We start from the raw sequence: 15,436 nt of genomic DNA on the forward strand, positions 1-15,436 counted from the left end.
ACGCAACCTGTGCGTATTGCGACTGAGGATCAAGGGTTCAGTTCGGTCGGAACAGCCCCGCCGGCGACGCTGTGAAGATTTCCAGTCCGTCTTCCGTCACCCCGATGGTGTGCTCGCACTGGGCCGACAGGGACTTGTCGCGCGTCACGGCGGTCCAGCCATCGGACAGCACCTTCACGTGCGGCTTGCCCAGGTTCACCATCGGCTCGACGGTGAAGAACATGCCGGGTTTCAACACCGCGCCCTCGCCGCGACGGCCATAGTGCAGGACGTTGGGGCTGTCGTGGAAGACGCGGCCGATGCCGTGGCCGCAGAAGTCGCGCACCACGCTCATGCGCTGGGCCTCGACGAACTTCTGGATCGCATAGCCGATGTCGCCGAAGGTGTTGCCCGGCTTGACCTGCTCCAGGCCCAGGTCCAGTGACTGATAGGTCACGTCGATCAGCTTCTTGGCACGCGCATTGATCTCGCCCACCGCATACATGCGGCTGGAATCGCCGTGCCAGCCGTCCACGATCACAGTGTGGTCGATGTTGACGATGTCGCCGTCCTTCAGCACCCGGTCGCCGGGAATGCCGTGGCAAACGACGTGGTTGATCGAGGTGCAGACGGTCTTCTCGTAACCCTTGTAGCCCAGACAGGCTGGCAGGCCGCCGTTGTCCAGAGTGAACTCGCGAACCAGATCGTCGATCGTGCCGGTCAGGACGCCCGGCTTCACATGCGCCGCGATCATGTCCAGCGCCTCGGCGACCAGACGGCCGGCCTTGCGCATGCCCTCGAAGTCTTCCGCCTCATGGATACGGATGGCGCTGGAGCGGACCAGGACGTCGGTTTCGAGTTCGGGCGTTTCGTACATGGGGCGATCGGTCTGCAAAAGGCGGGATACGGCGCAATCCGTTCGCCGCAGATGGGCGTTATAGCATGAAACCTCAAGCCTGCCCCCGGATTCCCGCATGACCGACGCTGACACCGACCGTTCCGGCCCGACCGCCGCCGTCCTGGTCATCGGCGACGAAATCCTGTCGGGCCGGACCCAGGACACCAACACCAACACCATCGCCCGGTTTCTGGCGGCGTTGGGGATCGACCTGATGGAGGCGCGGGTTGTCAGCGACGATCACGGCCGGATTGTCGAGGCGTTGGACGCCCTCCGCCCACGCTGGGACTATGTCTTCACCACCGGCGGCATCGGTCCGACCCATGACGACATCACCGCCGACGCCGTGGCGGCCGCCTTCGGCGTGGCCCTGCCTGAACATCCCGACGCGCTGGCGATCCTGTCGCGCCGCTATGGCGACGAGTTCAACGCCGCGCGCCGTCGCATGGCGCGCATCCCCGAAGGCGGCGTTCTGATCGCCAATCCGGTCACCGATGCGCCCGGCTTCCAGATCGGCATTGTCTTCGTCATGGCCGGCGTGCCCAAGATCATGCAGGCCATGCTGGAGGATGTGGCCCCACGCCTGCGCACCGGCGCCATCGTTCATGTCCAGACCCTGAAGGTCACCGGCGTGGGCGAGGGGGCGGTGGCCGATGTGCTGCGGGCGGCGGCCAACCAGCGTCGGGACCTGTCCTTCGGCAGCTATCCATTCGGCCATGGCAGTGTCGGCGAGATGGGAACCCAGCTGGTCATTCGTGGCCGCAACGCCGATCAGGTCGATGCGGCGGCGCATGATTTGATCGCAGAACTGCGTAATCTGGGCATCGATGTTGTCGCTGCGTAACCTCGCAAAGCCGTGATCGTGTGCGGCTCAGGCGCCACGGTTTCGCCTGTTTCCGGTCCGATGGGGGCCTTGCCCGCAACGCTTTCGCGCCGCGAACGCTGAGAGGGCTCCTCCCCTGATCGACCGCGCGTAATGCGGCCGGCGCTTACTTAGGTGTATGAAATGACCTCCAGGAACTTCGCCCGCATGGGCGGGATCGCCCTGACGACCGCCCTGCTGGCCGGCGTCGCCGCCCCGGCCATGGCCGGCTCCTTCTATGTCCAGGAACAATCGACCCGCGGCCAGGGTCGCGCCAACGCCGGCGTCGGCGCCGACAAGGGCGTCCAGTCGCTGTGGTGGAACCCCGCCGCCATCGCTGGTACCCAGCGCGAAGTCTATGTCGGCATGCACGGCCTGATCCTGGACTCTGACGTCGACAATCGCGGCTCGACGCTCAGCTACAATCTGCCTGCGCCGACGCCGCCGTTCCCGGCCGGCACCATCCTCAGCGGCTCAACCGTTGTGGCTGGCGACCCGCATGTCCACGACGTCGTCGAAAGCGGCATCGTGCCGAACTTCGCCGTCTCCATGCCGATCGGCGACCGCTTCAACGTCGGTCTGGCCGTCCAGGCGCCCTACAACTTCACCACCAAATACGAACAGCCTGATTTCGCCCGCTACGACGCCCTGACGTCGGAACTGCGCTCGGCCAACGTCAGCCTGGTCGCCGCCATGACGGTCACAGACTGGCTGGACATCGGCGCCGGCTTCGACGCCCAGTACGCCAAGGCGACTCTTTCGTCGGCGCTGCCGAACCTGCCGACCGTTGCTGGCGTTGCTCCGCTGGTGCTGATCCCCTCGGCCACCGACGGCCGCAACCAGCTGGAAGGCGACGGCTGGGATTACGGATGGAACGCCGGCGCCCAGATGCACTTCGGCAAGCTGGACCTCGGTCTGTCGTACCGCTCCAAGATCGAGCACGAACTGGAAGGCTCGGTGAACATCTCCGGCCTGACTGGCGCATTGGCTGCGGCAAACGTCTCGGCCGACGGCCAGGCCAGCTTCAACACACCCTGGTACGCCACCGTCTCGGCTCGCTACGCCGTCAACGATCGCCTGACGCTGAACGCCCAGGTCAACCAAATCGGTTGGAGCGAGTTCGACGCCATCCGCGTGACCTATGGCGCGAACGGTCGTTCGACCATCGTTCAGGATTATGACGACGTCACGACTGGCGCGATCGGCTTCGACTACAAGATCGATCCGTCGATGACCTTCCGCGCCGGCCTGGGCTACGACCCGACCCCGACCTCGGACGATCACCGCACCGCCCGTATCCCGGACGGCGACCGCTGGCTCTACGCCGCCGGTCTGTCCAAGACGATCGGTTCGATGACCTTCGACGGCGCCGTGACCTACATCGACATCGACACCGCGACCATCAACGACACCCGCGACGTTTACGGCAACGGCCTGGTCATCTCGAACCTGCGTGGCGAAGCGCAAGGCTCGGGCGTCGGCTTCTCGCTGGGCGCGACCTGGAACTTCTAAGGTCCGCTCAGCCCCGGCTGACATGAGAACGGCGGCTCCTTCGCAGGAGCCGCCGTTTTTTATTCCTCCACCGCGTAGCGGGGGAGGGGGACCGCGCGAAGCGGGGTGGAGGGGGCGGAAACGGGCGCGATGTCCGACGTTTCCCGCCATGCGGCGTTCGCCCCCTCCACCGCTTCGCGCGGTCCCCCTCCCCCGTTTCGCTGCGCTTCGCGGGGGAGGATCTAGATCAGCCCTTGGCGGCGCCGCCGTAGCCCTTGCCGCCGTTCGACGGGCGGCGACGGGGGCGGCGCTTCATTTCGCCTTCGGCCGGTTTGACGTTGTCGTTGATCGAGGGGACGCGCTCGCCGGCCAGGGGGTTGTAGGCGCGCTCGGGGCGCGGGGCCGCCGGGGTTTCGCCCGGGCGGTTGCGACGCTGGCGGTGCGGCTGGCCGCCGCCTTCCGGACGCACGCCCTCGCGGTGAGGCGCGCGACGGCCGCGACCACCCCGTCCCTGGCCGCCCTCGTTGCGCTCGCCGCCCTCGCGTTCCGGCATCGTCGCCTTCTTGCCGACGCCGGTGGCCATGATGGTGGCGTCCAGCTGGCCCAGGGCCTTGTCGTTCCGGCGGTCGATGGCCGGGATCTTCTGGCGTGTGACCTTCTCGATATCGCGCAGCAGCTTCATCTCGTCGCCGGCGACGAAGCTGACGGCGGTGCCGTCCTTGCCCGCCCGCGCCGTGCGGCCGATGCGGTGGACGTAGCTTTCCGGCACGTGCGGCAGCTCGAAGTTCACGACGTGCGAGACGCCGTCCACGTCGATGCCGCGCGCGGCGATGTCGGTGGCGACCAGCACGCGTAGCTTGCCCTTCTTGAAGGCTTCCAGGGTGCGTTCACGCTGGGGCTGGCTCTTGTTGCCGTGGATGGCCCCGGCCTCGACGCCGCCGGCTTCCAGATAGGCCGCGACCTTGTCGGCGCCGTGCTTGGTCTTGGTGAAGACCAGGCAGCGCGTGTATTCGGGATCGCTGAACATCTCGGTCAGCAGAGCGCGTTTGCGGCCCTGTTCGATGTAGACGACCGACTGGCTGATGCGCTGCACCGTGGTCGACTGCGGCGTGACCTGGACCTTGACCGGGTCCTTCAGCAGTTCGCCCGCCAGCTTGCCGATCTCAGACGGCATGGTCGCCGAGAAGAACAGGTTCTGGCGCTTGGCCGGGATCTTGGAGACGATCTGGCGGATCGGCTTGATGAAGCCCAGGTCCAGCATCTGGTCGGCCTCGTCCAGCACGAAGATCTCGGTCGAGGACAGGTCCAGGTTCTTCTGCTGGATGTGGTCCAGCAGGCGGCCGGGCGCGGCGATCAGGATGTCCAGGCCCTGTTGCAGGGCCCGCTCCTGGGCGCCGTATTTCACGCCGCCGAAGATCACCGCGACCCGGAAGCCCAGGTGCGCGCCATAGGCCTTGAAGCTGTCGCCGATCTGGGTGGCCAGCTCACGCGTGGGGCTCAGGACCAGCACGCGCGTCGTGCGCGGCCGGGGCGGGATGCGATTTTCGGCCAGGCGATGCAGGATCGGCAGGGCGAAGGCGGCGGTCTTGCCGGTGCCGGTCTGAGCGATGCCCAGCAGGTCCTTGCCGGCCATGACGTCGGGGATGGCCTTTTCCTGGATCGGGGTCGGCTTGGTGTAGCCGGTCGAGGCCAGGGCCTGCAGCAGGGCCTTGTTCAGGCCCATGGATTCGAATGTGGTGCTCACAGCAATGTATCTTTCGCGTAGCGGCAGGGCGCTATCAGCCATGGCATGACGCCGTCGGGCCGCGCACCGCCAGTCCCGACGGGGCCTCGGGGAGGAGGCCTGCGGGGTGGATCGGGCGCCGCCCCGCGTGTCCGGGCAGCGAATGGATATGAGGGGCCGGCGGCTTCTACAGACAGGTCCGAGGGGGACCCACACGCGCTGGAGACGCCGGAGATCGCGAGTGTGCGACGCCGCGCAAATGGGCGCTTATCGCCGATAAGTCAACTGCCGCACACATCAGGGCGCGTATCGCGTCGCCGCCTCGGGCAATCCGTCGGGCAGGCCGATGGCCGCGCGCCAGTCCTCGGGATGCAGCCGCGCCATCTCCAGATCCAGCCACGCCAGCGGCTTCAGCGCCCCGTCCGCGTCCCAGAACCGCTCGGCCCACGGCTGGCCCGTCTCGATCGCCCGCGCCCGGTCCCGCGCCGTCGCCTCGGGCCCCAGATGCGTCGCGCGCCAGTGATACAGCCACGGAATATGCCAGTGCGGCGCCCGGCTCAGCCGCTCGTCCGTCATCGCCGCCGCCAGACATTCCGCCAGCGCCCGCGCGTCCTCCAGCTGGGCGTTGAAGGCGTCGCGCCGCGCCTGGATATGCCGGTCCCAGCCCTCGGCCGGCTCGATCGGCGCCAGCGTCGGCTCGGGCCGTTTCCAGCCTTCCGCCTCGCGCCGCTTCCACAGGGCGTGCACCCCCACGTCATAGCGCGCGGCGACCGACCGCGCGGTCTCGCCGTCCTCCCACGCCTTCCTGACCTCGGCCCAGACGGCGTCCGGCCGGATCTTGCGATGTATGCCCTGGCTCATGGGACGGGGGTGTCGCACGCCCCTGCGTCATCATCGGTCGCACCCGCGCCTCATGCACAGCTGGCGCGTGACCCCTGACATGTCGCGATGTGGAAAATCAAATCTCTAGCCTCGAAAATCGGCCTTCTTCCGGCCTGGGGTAGAGACCGCCCCATAATGCCCGCATGGAAAAACGCCGCTACAAGATCAAACCGCCCGAGGTCTGGACCCAGGTCCGAAAGGACTATCTGTCCGGCCTCGACGCCAAGACCGTCGCCGCCCGCCACGACGTGACCGAGGCCTCCATTCGCGCCCGCGCGACGAAGGAGGGCTGGTCCCGCCATCCGCGCAGCGAGGCCGCGACGCCCGCGCCAGAACCCCTTTCGTCTCAGGAGGCGGCCGACCTGTCGCCCGACGACCCCAATGATCCTGCGGCTCTCGCCCGCGCCGCCGCCCAGGCCTCGGGCCGCGCCCTGCATGCCCAGGACTTCGCCCAGGCCCGCGCCCTGGCGGCCCTGGCCGAGACCTATCGCAAACTGGCCGACCGCGACGGCCCCGGCCGCGCCGCCCGCCTGACGGTGAAAAACGCGCCCCTGCAACTGGTCTTCGACATCCTGACCAATGAGGCCGAGGCCGAGAACCGCTTCGCCATGAACACCAGCGACAAGAGCGACTGGGAACTGCGCGGCCAATACTGGCAGGCGAAGCAGAAGCTGACCCGCGCCAACGATGAATGGAGCGAGGCCCAACTGGCCCGCCGCGTCCAGCTGGACCGCCGCATCGCCGCGCTCGAGGACCAACTCCGCGCCGCCGGCCTCGACCCCGTCATCGAACGCGAACAGGACCGCCGCATCTCGAAAGGGATAGACCTCTATCTGGGCACCTGGCGCGGGATCGTGACGATGGAGGAATGGGAGATGACGCTGGATGAGTTGTGATGCAAACGTCAGATTCTCTGGCTGTCGTGTGGGCTATCAGACAGATCGTCCACAAACCCTCATTTCAGGTCATCACTGCAGATAGCAATCCCGTAAATCGTTAGCGTGTAATTTGCGCAACCTGGGCTATTGACGCCGCAGTCCTAAATAGCCTTTTTGTATGGCTTGGAGGACTTATATGCTCGACATCGCGGAAGAGGATGCACGCTTCCTCCTACAGACCATCAAAGAAGGCGACGCCACGCTGGTTCTTGGTGCAGGGGCGAGCTTTGGCAGTGAGAATGCTCGGCGACAGCCAGTGAAGATGGCTTCTGAACTCGCGGCTGAGATCGCTCGTGCCGCCGCACTCCCGTATGCTGATGAAAGTTTAACTGATGTTATCGGAGCAGCGAAGCAGTTCCTTTCAGATGTACAACTCACGGAAATATACAAGAACGAGTATAGAGGCGTTAGACCGTCGGAGTGGCTCGAGCAACTTTTTGGCTATACATGGAAGCGGGCCTACACGTGGAATATCGACGATTCGGTTCAGAATATAAACCGTCGGTCAGCACAAGCTCGGCGTTACTTTAACGGCATCATTGATGCAGTCCATGAGATAGACGGAAAAGAGTTTCTTCAGTTTATAAGTCTTCATGGAGAAATATCGCGCCCTGAGCTGGGTTTAATAATGTCAGAGTCGCAGTACTCTGACACATTATCTCGCGGCGGCCATAAATGGTATCGGCAGGCCGCCCAGGACTATCTAGCTTTCAGTCCAATATTTATCGGCTCAAAATTGTCGGAGCCCATTCTTAAATCTGAGCTTCAGCGGGCCATGCGTGACGCGTCATCGGCGCAGGGGCGTGCTTATTTGGTTGTGCCAGAAAATCTCACACCAATACAAAAGGGAAATTATAGAAGCCAAGGTATCATACATATCAAGGCAACTTTAGAAGAATTTGTACGATGGCTAAAATCCGAGTTGCCGAATGGTGTATCGACGGCATCGGCGTTATCGGCCCATAATATTCGCATTCCAGCAGACGATATTTCTAGACTAACTCCTGATGAGCGGCAGGCGGCCTGGAACTTGAAACCTATAAAGGTTTCCAATTTGGAAGCTTCAATAGCATCTGCCACGTCGCAATCTAAAGCCGCTGCCGGTCGCAAATTCTATAGAGGATTTGCGCCCAGTTGGGATGTTGCTGCTTCGGACATACCCGTATGGTTGCGAGCAACTGATGATCTAGATGCTGACCTAAAGGGATCAATTCAAAGAAGAGACCGTCTTTTTGTTGTGCTAGGCCAAGCGGGAAGCGGAAAAACCACTGCCCTTATGCAGTCACTCGTCAAGCGTATGCGGGAAGACAAGTCGATCATAGTGTACGAGCTAAAAGGAGAGGGCCATCAAGTTAGATCGGCGTTCTCGTTGATTGACAAAATACATTCCACCCACGTCGTCGTGTTCGTACCAGACTTGTTTCTGCTGGGAGACGCATTCAGGGGGGATGTCGAGTCCCTATCTGGACGAAACATAACTGTCGTTTCGACTGCGCGGTCGAGTGAGTGGAGAGAGCGACTAGAGCGCCACTTCGGCGATTACGCATCAACATCAACTTTCCAGCGCTTCATTCAGCGCGACTATGCGCCGCTCATTGATCGCCTTCTATCATATGTTCCGGCTCCAAAATTTCTGAAGATGTCCGGGCCTGATCGTGAGCGCGCGCTCGGTAGATCAAAAAGCCAGCTACTGATCGCGTTGAGAGAGGCGACTGAATCCAAAACGTTTGACGACATAATAACGAGTGAATTTGAAAGTCTGCCTGATGACGACACGAAAGACCTACTTCTTATTGTAAGTTTGGCAACAATCGCTCGTGTCGGAATTAGGCCGGAGGTTGCCAAGTCTGTATATGAAGCCAACCTTCCTAAAAGATCATTCCAATCCGCTTTAGCAGCGCTTGACGGTATCGTTTCACTCGATAGTTATGGGCGACTGTTAGCAAGACATGAGCTATATGTTCGTCATGTTCTTACACAATTGGTTCAGTGGCAAGACTTTAGTCGAGCTGTTGTCGGAGTATTGCGCACCTATACGCAATATGCCGTTCCAATAATCAAAAACGTTAATAAAAAAGATGGCCAGCTATTCAGATTCATAATAAATCATGATTTTATTATGCAGCGAGCAAAAAAGGATAGGTCGGTAAGCGCCGGTATAGGTATCTATGAAGAGTTTGAAGTTGAGTTTCAGCTCGATGGACACTATTGGCTTCAGTATGGTCTTTATCTATCAGAGGCGGGTGATGATGAGGGTTCAATGACAATGCTTCGAAGGTCGATTGAAGCCTACCCCGACAATGTATTTGCTGTACATGCTTACGCTGATTGACAGCTACGAGCTGCTGCTTCTCGCTCTAGATACGACAGAACAACGTCAGACCTGATCGATGAGGCGGTGCGGGCGCTGAAATCGTTAGACAGGAGAGAGATGCTGGAGGTCGATCAGTACCCAATTGTTACTCTTTCAACAGGGCACGTTAACGCTCTCCATCGCCACGGTTTGAATGATGAGGCAAGGAAAGTTGCAGTAATCTATTTTGACCGACTTCAACAGATGGAAAAGTTGGTAACGTCTGCTTCCCTGTCAAAAGCGAGAGAGAGGATATTTAGGTTCATCACGCTTAAAGAGTGGCCGCTTCAGGACCGATATAGCAAAAAGCCGCCTCGCCGATACAGAAGGCCGCGGTAATCTGGCACCGCTTTGAGCTATCGCCCCTTCCTGAACCGCTCCTGTGCCTCCGCCGCCGCCTCGGCGCGCCAGCGTTTGGGCGCGGACTTGTCGACGGCTTCGCCGGCGCCGGTCAGGGCTTCGTTGGCGAACTCCAGGTCCATCAGCTTCATGCGCTTGATCTCGTCGCGCAGGCGGCCGGCTTCCTCGAACTCCAGGTTGGAGGCGGCCTCGCGCATGCGGCCTTCCAGGTCGCGCAGGGCGGCCTGGAAGTTGGAGCCGACGAAGGGTTTGGAGGCTTCGGCCACGCCCGGTTTGGTCAGGCGATCCATCTCGCGCGACTCATAGGGGCTGTCCATGATCTCCTTGATGTCGCGCTTGACCGTTTCGGGCGTGATGCCGTGTTCGGCGTTGTAGGCCATCTGCCGTTCGCGACGGCGGTCCGTCTCGGCGATGGCGCGCTCCATGCTGCCGGTCATGCGGTCGGCGTACAGGATGACGCGGCCGTCCACATTGCGTGCGGCGCGGCCGATGGTCTGGATCAATGAGGTCTCCGAGCGCAGGAAGCCCTCCTTGTCCGCATCCAGGATGGCGACCAGGCCGCACTCGGGGATGTCCAGACCCTCGCGCAGCAGGTTGATGCCGATCAGGCAGTCGAACGTCCCCAGCCGCAGGTCGCGCAGGATCTCGATCCGCTCCAGCGTATCGACGTCGGAGTGCATGTAGCGGACGCGGATGCCCTGCTCATGCATATATTCGGTCAGGTCCTCGGCCATCTTCTTGGTCAGGGTGGTGACCAGGCTGCGATAGCCCTTGGCTGTCGTCGCCTTGACCTCGTCGATGACGTCGTCGACCTGGTTGCGGGTCTTGCCCGAGACGGGACGGATCTCGACCGGCGGGTCGATCAGGCCGGTGGGGCGGATCACCTGCTCGACGAAGACGCCGCCCGCCTGTTCCATCTCCCACGGGCCGGGGGTGGCTGACACGTGCACCGTCTGGGGGCGCATGGCCTCCCATTCCTCGAACTTCAGCGGGCGGTTGTCGATGCAGGAGGGCAGGCGGAAGCCGTATTCCGCCAGCGTCGACTTGCGGCGGTAGTCGCCCCGGAACATGCCGTTGATCTGGCCGATGGTGACGTGGCTCTCGTCCACGAACAGCAGGGCGTTGTCGGGGATGTATTCGAAGAAGGTCGGCGGCGGCTCGCCCGGCGCGCGGCCGGTCAGCCAGCGGCTGTAGTTCTCGATGCCGGCGCAGCTGCCGGTGGCCTCCATCATCTCCAGGTCGAAGCGGGTGCGTTGCTCCAGCCGCTGGGCCTCCAGCAGCTTGCCGTTCTCGACCATCCAGTCCAGCGTCTCCTTCAGCTCCGCCTTGATGCCGGCGGCGGCCTGGTTCAGCGTCGGGCGCGGGGTCACATAGTGGCTGGCCGCATAGACGGTGATCTCGTTCAGATCGGCCGTCTTCTTGCCCGTCAGCGGATCGAACTCCTGGATCGCCTCCAACTCGTCCCCGAACAGGCTGATGCGCCAGGCCCGATCCTCCAGGTGGACCGGGAAGATTTCGATCACATCGCCCCGCTTCCTGAACATGCCCCGGTCGAAGTTCAGGTCGTTGCGCTTGTACTGCAGCGCGATCAGATCCGCCCGCAGCTTCGCCTCGTCGATCTGGTCCCCCACCTTCAGCGTGAACGTCATCGCCGTATAGGTCTCAACCGACCCGATCCCGTAGATGCAGGACACCGACGCCACCACAATGACGTCTTCCCGTTCTAGTATAGCGCGCGTCGCAGAGTGCCGCATCCGGTCGATCTGCTCATTGATGCTTGAGTCCTTTTCAATGTACGTATCCGTACGCGGGACATAGGCCTCTGGCTGGTAGTAATCGTAGTAGCTGACGAAGTATTCGACCGCGTTATCGGGGAAGAATGACTTGAACTCGGAATAGAGCTGGGCCGCCAGCGTCTTGTTCGGCGCCAGGATCAGGGCGGGGCGCTGGGTTTCCTCGATCACCTTGGCCATGGTGAAGGTCTTGCCCGAGCCGGTGACGCCCAGTAGGACCTGGTCGCGGTCCCCGTCCTGGGCCTGGGCCACCAGTTCGGCGATGGCGGCGGGCTGGTCGCCGGCGGGCGTGTATTTGGTCTCCAGGCGGAAGCGCCCGCCCTTCTTCTTGCCCTCGTGCGAGGGGCGGTGCGGCACCCAGTCGGCGGGCGCGGCGACCGGCTCCTCCGGCGTCAGGCGCGGCCCGGCGACCGGGGCGAACATCGGCATTTTTCCGGTGTCGCGCAGGAAGGCGGCCGACGCCTCCTGCACCCCCGGATTGGGCACGTGAACGGGCTTGGCCGACTTTGCGGCGGCGGGCTTCGGCGTCGAAGAACGGTTCATGAACAGAACTTAGTGCGTGAGGAGGTCTCCCGCCATAGCGCCGCACGACCGCAAGGGTTGCTCCCGCCCGTCAGGCCGCGCGGCGCGCGACGTAGGTTCCCCCCGGCAGGGCGGTGATCCAGCCATAGCGGACCAGGGTCGACAGGGCCTGGACCACCCGCTGTTCGATCCGCTTGCCGCCGCCCTTGAAGGCGCGCGACACGGCGGCGGCGTCCATCGGACGGTGCGCCGCCTCCAGCACGGCGTGAATGGCCATGGCCTGTTCGCCCTTGTCCTTGGGGAAGGCCGGCAGGCTCTTGTCGATGGCGACGACCGTCTCGCCCAGGTCCAGTCGACCGGACTTGGCGGCGGCGCCCTTGGCGAAGCGCGGAATCTGATAGTCGGGCCGCAGCCAGCGGACATGGGCCGCCGCCTCTTCCGCCGCGCGTTCGGCGTTCAGGGCGACCAGCCGTTCTAGAATCTGTTCGTCGCTCAGGTCGTGGGGCCAGCCATAGGCGTCGGCGGTCGCCCGGTCGATCTGATCGTGCAAATCCTTCAGGATCAACACCCGGCCGCGTTCCTTGACGTCCTGATCCTTGGCGTCCAGCGGCGTCCCGGCGCGGATCTTCTCCAGCACATTATAGAGGCCGGTCAGGGTCAGGTCCGGATGCTCGGCCTGCACCGTCTTGCGCGTGGCGTCGAGTTCCTCACCGAGATCGCGGAGGGTGGTGCGGAGGGCGTCGGATGGGTCTGGGAAGGGGAACGGGTCGAAGGTACGGACCTTCACGTAGACGGAGTCATTTCCCATCCCTAACCAACTGCACGTTCGCAGAGTCCAGGCGGTGTGAATTTGGCTCGACAGCATTGCCATCAGGTCCGCACTGTCCGACCCAATGACCATTAGCTTCTGGTCCGGCATGATCTCAGTTGGCAAGAACTGGAAGATTCTATGTTTTGCAGTCTGAACGGTGACTAAGACACGGGTCACATTGGATGAAAACTCCCGCAGTTCCTGCCTTGGCTTGCAGAAGGTCCACCAACGCTCAGCATACTCCTGAGCGTCTCGCGTGGGCGAACGCCTAGCAGCCTCGTCTCGCTCCGGCTTCACTGTCGCTAATAGATGTTGATACGCTTCAGGAAAGGCGTGACGAACCTCTACAGGCGTCATGCCCCAAAAATCGATTGCGTAGACGCCTCTGGGGTAAGCCGTCAGGTCGCGCCCGTTTCGGTACGGGCGAATGTGAGCATCAGCATTAAGGCGGGTGCCCAAACCTAGATGCCTAGCCTCTACCTCCGAAACAATGAAGCCCGCGCCGAGCGGCTTCATTCCGTTCACGCAAAGACCTTTGTTGGCAAGCAGCGGGCTTGCCCGGTTCACATCCACGCCCAAGGTCAAGTCCGAGTTGATCTTACCGATCCGCGAGATGAAATCTAAAGTCGGATTATCAGTGTCTAGCTTAGCCTCAGAAGCGACCTCACGCAGCTCGCCCTCGTGCGATCCCGAGCGAACCGCCGTCATTGCGATCCGGACCGCCGCGCTGTCTTTCGTCGCTTTGGTCCAAGGATGATCCGGCACAGCGAAGATAATCGACACTGGCGCCTTGGCGTTCATATGCCGCTCCATCACTCGACGCTGGAACACCTGGCTGATCGAGTTGGTCGTGACGAAGCCGAACCGGCGCAGCGCCGTTTTCTTGCGGGTGAGCAACTCCGCTGCCCGATCCCACCAATACATGACGAAATCGGCGCTTTCGTTCATCGCCTTGTGCGCCTTCCATAGCGCCTCGGCATAGCCGGTCATCATGCGTGAACGCAGATCCTTGCCGCCGATAAACGGCGGGTTGCCCACGATGAACTCCGCCTCCGGCCAGTCCGGCCGCCGCGCGTTCGGATAGACCTGAACCGCAACCCCGTCCCTCATCTCGAACTGATGCTCGGGATAGCCGTCCCAGGTCAGGACCGCGTCCTTCTGCTGGATATTGCCGAAGGCCTTCAGGATCGGTTCGGCGGGGTGTTCGACGCTGTTGCGGTAATGCTGTTGCAGATAGCCGATCCACAGCACCAGTTCAGCGATGGCGGCGGCGCGGACGTTCAGTTCGATGCCCAGGAACTGGTGCGGATCGACGGTCTCGAAGCCGATGCCCTCGGTCTCGCCCAGTTCGGCCAGGGCCTCCAGCACCTCGCCCTCCAGCCGTTTCATCAGCTCCAGCGAGACATAGAGGAAGTTGCCGGTGCCGCAGGCCGGGTCCAGCACACGGGTGGTGCACAGCTGATGGTGGAAGGCGCGGATCGCCGCCACGGCCTCTCTCTTTGCACTATCGCGCTCCGCGCTGCTTGAGTGCGCGGCGTCGCCCCGCTCCCGCGCATCCCCCGCCTTGATCAGGGCGGCGTTCCAGTCGGCCCGCAGCGGCTCCATCACCGTCACCTCGACCAGCCGCTCAACATAGGAACGCGGGGTGTAGTGGGCGCCCAGCTTGCGCCGCTCGCCCGGCTCCAGCGCCTGTTCGACCAGGGTGCCGAAGATGGCCGGCTCCACATAGCGCCAGTCGTGGCTGGAGGCGGCCAGCAGTTCCCCGATCTCCTCGCGCCCCAGGGGGAAGGCCTTGGCGTTCTTGAACAGGCTGCCGTTGAAATGGCGCAGATGCAGGCCGAAGCCGGCATAGAAGCGGTTCTCATACTCCGGCGCGTCCATGCTCTTCCACAGGGCCTGCAGCATAGGGGCGAAGCTCTCGGGATGGTCCAACTGGTCCTTCAGCAGGGCGGTGAACCGCCCGCGCGGCAACAGGTCCACATCCTCGGCGAACATGGTGAAGATGCACCGCATCAGGAAATGGGCGACCTCTTCCGCCGGGTGGTTCTTCTCCAGCCGTTTGGACACCTCGGCCAGTCGCTCGGCGATCTGGCGGGTGACGCGGGCCGACTCGCGGGTCGGGTCCAGCGACAGGGGCTCGGTCCAGATCGCCTTCAGCCGCTTGACGATCTTCTCGTCGCGCAGATCCTCCAGCCGGATGCGGAAGCCCTTGCGGTCGGGGAAGTGCGAATAGGCCCGGCCGCTGCCGGAAAAGTCGGCGTAGACCTCGAACACATAGCCGACGTCGCAGACGATGATGAAGGGCGGGGCGGCGTGGTCGGCCGGCAGGCGGAAGACATAGTCCTCGGCCTGACGCCGGGCGTTGCGCATCAGCACGTCCCACTTGCCCTGCGACGCGGCGGTCGAGGCGGTTTCGTCCGCCTTGAACAGCGTGCCCTGCCCGTCGTCGCGATGCGCCGCCCGCGACTGTTTGGCCTCCAGGATGAAGCAGCCGCGCTTGTACAGGTCGATCCTCAGGGTCGAGGCCAGGCCTTCGGACTCGCGCCGCTTCACGCCTCGCTCGAACACATAGTCGTTGGTGCGGGTGTCGTCGCTGGCCGGATCGGGGCGCGGAAGACCCAGCGCTTCGCACAGCTCCGTCAGGAACATCTGATAGTTGGCGCGCTCGGCGCCGCCGCGGGCCTGGCTCCAGCGTTCGATGAACGTGTCGACGTCCAAGTCAGTCTCCCCCAAGAAGGGCGCACTTGGCCTAGATCGCCGAGAGGTTGCAAGGCGGGAATGAAGCTGTTCGCGCTTGACACCCTCACACAGTATGCCCCATACA

Annotated in this window: 9 protein-coding genes; 4 read left to right on the plus strand and 5 right to left on the minus strand. The window is 63.0% G+C overall.

Going from position 1 to position 15,436, the window contains the following annotated elements; all coding sequences use genetic code 11:
- Nucleotides 1-37: 37 nt before the first annotated feature.
- On the minus strand, nt 38-856 hold the full coding sequence (map, locus tag O2K97_RS04950; RefSeq protein WP_269220687.1) for a type I methionyl aminopeptidase: 819 nt from the start codon (nt 854-856) through the stop codon (nt 38-40).
- Between the two features lie 97 nt (nt 857-953).
- Here map and O2K97_RS04955 point away from each other — a divergent pair, with 97 nt between their 5' ends.
- A complete protein-coding gene (locus tag O2K97_RS04955; protein WP_269220688.1) occupies nt 954-1,721 on the plus strand; it encodes a competence/damage-inducible protein A in 768 nt (255 codons plus the stop codon).
- 162 nt (nt 1,722-1,883) lie between these two features.
- Nucleotides 1,884-3,251 (plus strand): OmpP1/FadL family transporter, encoded by a 1,368-nt coding sequence (locus O2K97_RS04960; protein WP_269220689.1) that lies wholly within the window; start codon nt 1,884-1,886, stop codon nt 3,249-3,251.
- A 226-nt stretch (nt 3,252-3,477) separates the two neighbouring features.
- On the opposite strand, the gene O2K97_RS04965 is transcribed toward O2K97_RS04960, so the two are convergent.
- On the minus strand, nt 3,478-4,974 hold the full coding sequence (locus O2K97_RS04965) for a DEAD/DEAH box helicase (protein WP_419466084.1): 1,497 nt from the start codon (nt 4,972-4,974) through the stop codon (nt 3,478-3,480).
- A gap of 276 nt (nt 4,975-5,250) precedes the next feature.
- Nucleotides 5,251-5,814 (minus strand): hypothetical protein, encoded by a 564-nt coding sequence (locus O2K97_RS04970; protein ID WP_153922347.1) that lies wholly within the window; start codon nt 5,812-5,814, stop codon nt 5,251-5,253.
- A 164-nt stretch (nt 5,815-5,978) separates the two neighbouring features.
- On the opposite strand from O2K97_RS04970, the gene O2K97_RS04975 reads away from it, so the two are divergent.
- Nucleotides 5,979-6,731 carry a hypothetical protein gene (locus O2K97_RS04975; protein ID WP_269220690.1) on the plus strand — a complete coding sequence of 251 codons (753 nt, stop codon included), beginning with the start codon at nt 5,979-5,981 and terminating at the stop codon, nt 6,729-6,731.
- A 178-nt stretch (nt 6,732-6,909) separates the two neighbouring features.
- The gene (locus tag O2K97_RS04980; protein ID WP_269220691.1) at nt 6,910-9,105 is read left to right on the plus strand and encodes an SIR2 family protein; all 2,196 of its coding nucleotides are present in this window, start codon (nt 6,910-6,912) and stop codon (nt 9,103-9,105) included.
- A 377-nt stretch (nt 9,106-9,482) separates the two neighbouring features.
- On the opposite strand, the gene uvrB is transcribed toward O2K97_RS04980, so the two are convergent.
- Entirely contained in the window at nt 9,483-11,708 is a 2,226-nt protein-coding gene (gene uvrB / locus O2K97_RS04985; protein ID WP_269221102.1) for an excinuclease ABC subunit UvrB, read from the minus strand.
- Nucleotides 11,709-11,892: 184 nt separating this feature from the next.
- Nucleotides 11,893-15,330 carry a class I SAM-dependent DNA methyltransferase gene (locus tag O2K97_RS04990; protein WP_269220692.1) on the minus strand — a complete coding sequence of 1,146 codons (3,438 nt, stop codon included), beginning with the start codon at nt 15,328-15,330 and terminating at the stop codon, nt 11,893-11,895.
- Nucleotides 15,331-15,436 lie beyond the last annotated feature (106 nt).

Source organism: Brevundimonas vesicularis, assembly GCF_027105095.1.
Lineage (GTDB): Bacteria > Pseudomonadota > Alphaproteobacteria > Caulobacterales > Caulobacteraceae > Brevundimonas > Brevundimonas vesicularis_E.

What these genes read in the sequence shown, in the direction of transcription:
- O2K97_RS04970 (WP_153922347.1), bottom strand. Translation starts at nt 5,814, where the DNA reads ATGAGCCAGGGCATACATCGCAAGATCCGGCCGGACGCCGTCTGGGCC.
- O2K97_RS04980 (WP_269220691.1), top strand. Translation starts at nt 6,910, where the DNA reads ATGCTCGACATCGCGGAAGAGGATGCACGCTTCCTCCTACAGACCATC.
- O2K97_RS04975 (WP_269220690.1), top strand. Translation starts at nt 5,979, where the DNA reads ATGGAAAAACGCCGCTACAAGATCAAACCGCCCGAGGTCTGGACCCAG.
- map (WP_269220687.1), bottom strand. Translation starts at nt 856, where the DNA reads ATGTACGAAACGCCCGAACTCGAAACCGACGTCCTGGTCCGCTCCAGC.
- O2K97_RS04960 (WP_269220689.1), top strand. Translation starts at nt 1,884, where the DNA reads ATGACCTCCAGGAACTTCGCCCGCATGGGCGGGATCGCCCTGACGACC.
- uvrB (WP_269221102.1), bottom strand. Translation starts at nt 11,708, where the DNA reads ATGCCGATGTTCGCCCCGGTCGCCGGGCCGCGCCTGACGCCGGAGGAG.
- O2K97_RS04955 (WP_269220688.1), top strand. Translation starts at nt 954, where the DNA reads ATGACCGACGCTGACACCGACCGTTCCGGCCCGACCGCCGCCGTCCTG.